The following is a 4,220-nucleotide window of genomic DNA, read 5'->3' as shown; positions in this document are numbered from 1 at the left end:
GGCTCCGCCTGCAGTGAAAGCATAGAGGCCCGCCGCCCCGTCACTGCTCGAGCCGCTCATCGTGTAACTGGTGCCTGAGTTACTGGTGAATGTCAGCGCCCCGCCGGACCCGCCCGCTCCGCCGCTCGATTTGTAGTTATTGTTGGTCGCATCACCAGAGCCACCGGCGCTTTGCATATGGATCAGCGATGCGATGCCGCTCGAAACACTGGCAGTGCCGGTGAACGAGCCGCCGGTATTGTTGATCGTCAGCCAGCCGCCTTCGCCGGCCGCGCCGCCATTGTCATCACCTCCGGCGCCCGCAGAGCTGATCTGCCAGCCGGCATCGGCGGTGCTCGAGTCGATCGTGAGCGTCTGCGTCGAGCCGTCCTGTGTAACCTCTATCGCGGCGCCGTCGTCCCCGGAATCGACCGAAGCCGCAGTCACGTCAAGATTGACGGAGGCGCTGCCGGAATTGAACGAACAGGTGAAGGGGTCGCCGGTTTCGTCGCAATCGTCAGCGTAGCCCGGGGCGGCGGCGATGAGGGAGGCGGCGCAAACCGAGCCGAACATGATTGCCCGAAAGCTCGGGGCGGCGGTCGCCGGCCTCGCATTTGCCATCCCGGCGCCGCGTGATACGCTGAAAAACATCTGAACCTCCCGAAGCCACTGGTCATCGATCGCGGCCGCTTTCAGCATTTCATGCGAAATCCCGCAGGGTCGGATTGACGTGCATCATGCCAAAGGATGGCGCGAATTCATCTGCATTTCGATGAAAGCCATGATTTTTTCGATGAACCGGCATTCGTTCCCGCGCGGAAGGGCGTAAAATCGATGGCGATCGACGCGATGGAAGAGGAAAACGGTGCCTGCCCATGGTCAGTGATACGGTGGAACCGCGCGCCGCGGATGGCATAGCGCGCGAAGAAGCGACCGACGGCGATCCCGTGCCCGTGCTCCGGACGTTCTGGGGCGCGCAGTGCGCGGTCTGGAGCTTCCTGATCCTGTTTGGCTGGACGGCGCGCCTCATCACCTTCGGCGATGTCTTTGCCGCCACGGTGATGACGCTGACCGTGGATCCGCTCGCCTTCCTTATGACGGGAGCGCTTCATGTGGTGTTCCTGTCGCGACGACGGCGGATCACAACCATCCCGATTATCATCTTTCTGCTGGGTTTCTCGCTTGCCGGCGGGCTGGCGCTGCGGGAAATCGCCGACGTCGTGCGCCGGCTCGCGCTCAATGACATGCCGCTACCGCTCAGCCCGGCGATGATGACCGTGTTCTACACGATCACCCTGATCGGCTGGTCGCTGATGTATTTCTGGCGCACCGCTTTGCTCGAGGCGCGTTCCGAACGCCTGCGCGCGGCCGAGGCGCGGGCGGAGGCGGTCCGGCTCGAAATGGAACGGCTGCATCTGCAGCTTGCCCCGCATTTCCTCTTCAACGCCCTCAATTCGGTCGCCTCGGAAATTCACGACCGGCCGGGCGAGGCGCTGGAGATGGTGCGCCGCATTGCCGCCTATCTTCGCTACTGCCTCGACCACGCGGCCCATTCCAGGTGTCCGCTTGCCGACGAACTGGAAGCGATGCGCGCCTATCTGCGCATTCAGGAACTGCGCTTCGAGGAAAGGCTGAGTACGACCGTGACCGTCGATCCCGCAGCCCTCACCGTGCTGGTGCCGCACATGATCCTCCAGGGACTGGTCGAAAATGCGGTCAAGCACGGCTTGCAGCATCAGGACGATGCCATCGAGATCGGCGTCAGGGTGGATCGCCTTGATGACAGGAGCATCGTCATCGAAGTCGTCAATTCCGGCACGCTGCAACCCGAACGAACGGGCCGCCCCGCCATCGGCCTTGCCAATACCAGACAGCGCCTTCGTCTTCACTACCCGGACGGCTATGAACTGACCCTGAAACAAGCGGGCGACCGCGTCGTCGCCAGACTGATGTTGAGGGGGTCCGCATGCCTCGTGTAATCCTCATCGATGACGAGCCGCCGGCCCGGCGCGGTCTGAGACGCATGCTCGCAGCCTTCGACGATATCGAAATCATCGGCGAGGCCGGCACGATCGATCAGGCGCGCACGTTGATCGGAACGCTGCGCCCGGACGCCGTATTCCTCGATATCGAACTATCGAGCGGCAAGGGTTTCGAGATTGTTGCCGATCTGTCGTCCGAGACCGCCGTGATCGTTGTTACCGCCTACAGCCTATATGCCACCGACGCCTTCGATGTCGCCGCGCTCGACTTTCTGGTCAAGCCGGTCGATCCGGATCGTCTCCAGACCGCGGTCGGCCGTCTCCGGGAACGCCTTGCCCAAAAGCAGCCGTCGGCTGGCACGGGGGTCGGCGCCCAGCCGCCGGCGCGCATTCTCCTGAAATCAATGATGTCTTCGGTTCTGGTCCCGGTCAATTCCATCACGCTGCTGCAGGCCGAAGCGGACTTCACCCGGGTGCATCTCGATACCGACCAGACCTATCTCGCCGCGGGATTGCTCGGTAAGTTCGAGACTGACCTGCCATCACCTCCCTTTCGCCGGCTGGACCGCTCGCTTCTGGTCAACCTCGACCAGATCCACTCGGTCGAATGGCAGGCCGGCGGCCGGGGCCTGCTGCGCTTCAGCGCAAACGACCGCGAGATCCCCCTTGGACGATCCGCAACCAGACGCTTGCGCCAGCTTCTGGATGACTGAGTCCGACGAGGCCGGCAAGGTCGAGCAGAAGACCCGGTTCCTCGTGCAGGATGCCAACTCCGTCCTCCGTTCAATTTCGCCGGATGTCATCATCAGCCCCGGGCGCCAAGGGCGCAGATATCGGAAAACTATCGCTACCCAGAGCGCGCACATGATGATATTCGGCGGCCAGCAAAGGTGGTGACCATGACGCCGAATACCGATTCCAACGCCACATCCCCGATCGCCGCCATCCATCCGGCGCTTGCCTCCGCCCTGGCGGCGAAAGGCTACAGCGCGCTGACCCCGGTTCAAATGGCGATGACGAATGAAGATCATCGTGACGTGGATCTCCTGGTCTCGGCGCAGACGGGCTCGGGAAAGACGGTCGCCTTCGGCATCGCAATCGCGCCGACGCTGCTTGGGCGCGACGCGCATTTCAACGCCGCCGCAGCACCGCTCGGTCTGGTCATTGCGCCGACGCGCGAACTCGCCGTTCAGGTCCAAAGGGAACTCGACTGGCTCTACGCGACAGCCGAGGTGAGGACCGCGACCTGCGTGGGCGGCATGGACATGCGCAACGAACGCCGCGCGCTCGACCGCGGCGCCCATCTCGTCGTCGGCACCCCCGGACGCCTGCGCGATCACATCACGCGGGGAACGCTGGACCTGAGCGCCCTCCGCGCCGTGGTGCTCGACGAAGCCGACGAGATGCTGGATCTCGGGTTTCGCGACGACCTGGAGTTCATCCTCGGCGCCGCCCCCAAGGAGCGTCGCACGCTGCTGTTTTCGGCGACCGTGCGGCGCGGCATCGCGGAACTCGCCCGAGCCGTGCAGACGAACGCGGTGCGCATCGAGACGACCGCATCCACCGAACAGCATGCCGACATTGAATACCAGTTGATGCTGGTGCGGCGCGACGAGCGCGAACACGCGATCATCAACACGCTGCTCGATTCCGATTCGACCAGCGCACTGGTGTTCTGCCACACCCGCGAAGCGGTCCGCCATCTCACGGCGCGCCTCGCCAATCGCGGCTTCTCGGTGGTTTCGCTTTCGGGCGAAATGGCGCAATCGGAGAGATCGAATGCGCTGCAATCCATGCGCGACGGACGTGCGCAAGTCTGCGTGGCGACCGATGTCGCAGCCCGCGGCATCGACCTTCCGAACCTCGACCTCGTGGTCCACGCCGACGTGCCGAGCAACCCGGAAACCCTGCTGCATCGCTCCGGCCGGACCGGCCGTGCCGGTCGAAAGGGCGTCTGCGTGCTCATCGTTCCGGAAAACAGGCGGGGCGCGGTTCAGCGCGTGCTTGCATTGGCGAAGCTGACGGCGACCGTGCGTGCGGCGCCGGGCATTGCCGATATCGAGGCGCGCAACCGCCGGCGGATCATCGATGCCGCCGCCTCTGCCGCTGAGCCCGCCGGGGCGGAGGCGGACTTCGTGGCCGAATTGCTGGACCGGGCGGGGCCTGAGCGCATTGCTGCGGCGTTTCTTCGCCAGCAATTGGCCGCCCACCCCGTTCCCGAGGAACTCTCGCCGCTCCCCGCCGCAGCGCTCGATAACA

4 protein-coding genes are annotated in these 4,220 nt (G+C 64.4%); 3 read left to right on the top strand and 1 reads right to left on the bottom strand.

What is annotated here, in order from left to right; genetic code table 11:
• On the bottom strand, positions 1 to 678 hold a 678-nt coding region (locus tag AC5DC2_RS20350; RefSeq protein ID WP_491699797.1), incomplete at its 3' end, for a hypothetical protein.
• Positions 679 to 854: 176 nt separating this feature from the next.
• Here AC5DC2_RS20350 and AC5DC2_RS20345 point away from each other — a divergent pair.
• The 3 genes from AC5DC2_RS20345 to AC5DC2_RS20335 all read left to right on the top strand — a co-directional run.
• On the top strand, positions 855 to 1,958 hold the full coding sequence (locus tag AC5DC2_RS20345) for a sensor histidine kinase (protein WP_491699796.1): 1,104 nt from the start codon (positions 855 to 857) through the stop codon (positions 1,956 to 1,958).
• The gene (locus tag AC5DC2_RS20340; protein ID WP_491699795.1) at positions 1,946 to 2,674 is read left to right on the top strand and encodes a LytR/AlgR family response regulator transcription factor; all 729 of its coding nucleotides are present in this window, start codon (positions 1,946 to 1,948) and stop codon (positions 2,672 to 2,674) included. Before AC5DC2_RS20345 ends, AC5DC2_RS20340 begins: the two co-directional genes overlap by 13 nt.
• Positions 2,675 to 2,860: 186 nt before the next feature.
• Positions 2,861 to 4,220, top strand: a 1,360-nt coding sequence (locus tag AC5DC2_RS20335) for a DEAD/DEAH box helicase (RefSeq protein WP_491699794.1), incomplete at its 3' end; no start/stop codon positions are given.

It is taken from the genome of Martelella sp. (genome assembly GCF_984369615.1).
Note: the sequence above shows the minus strand (reverse complement) of the source record. Positions and strands in the feature narration are given on the sequence as shown.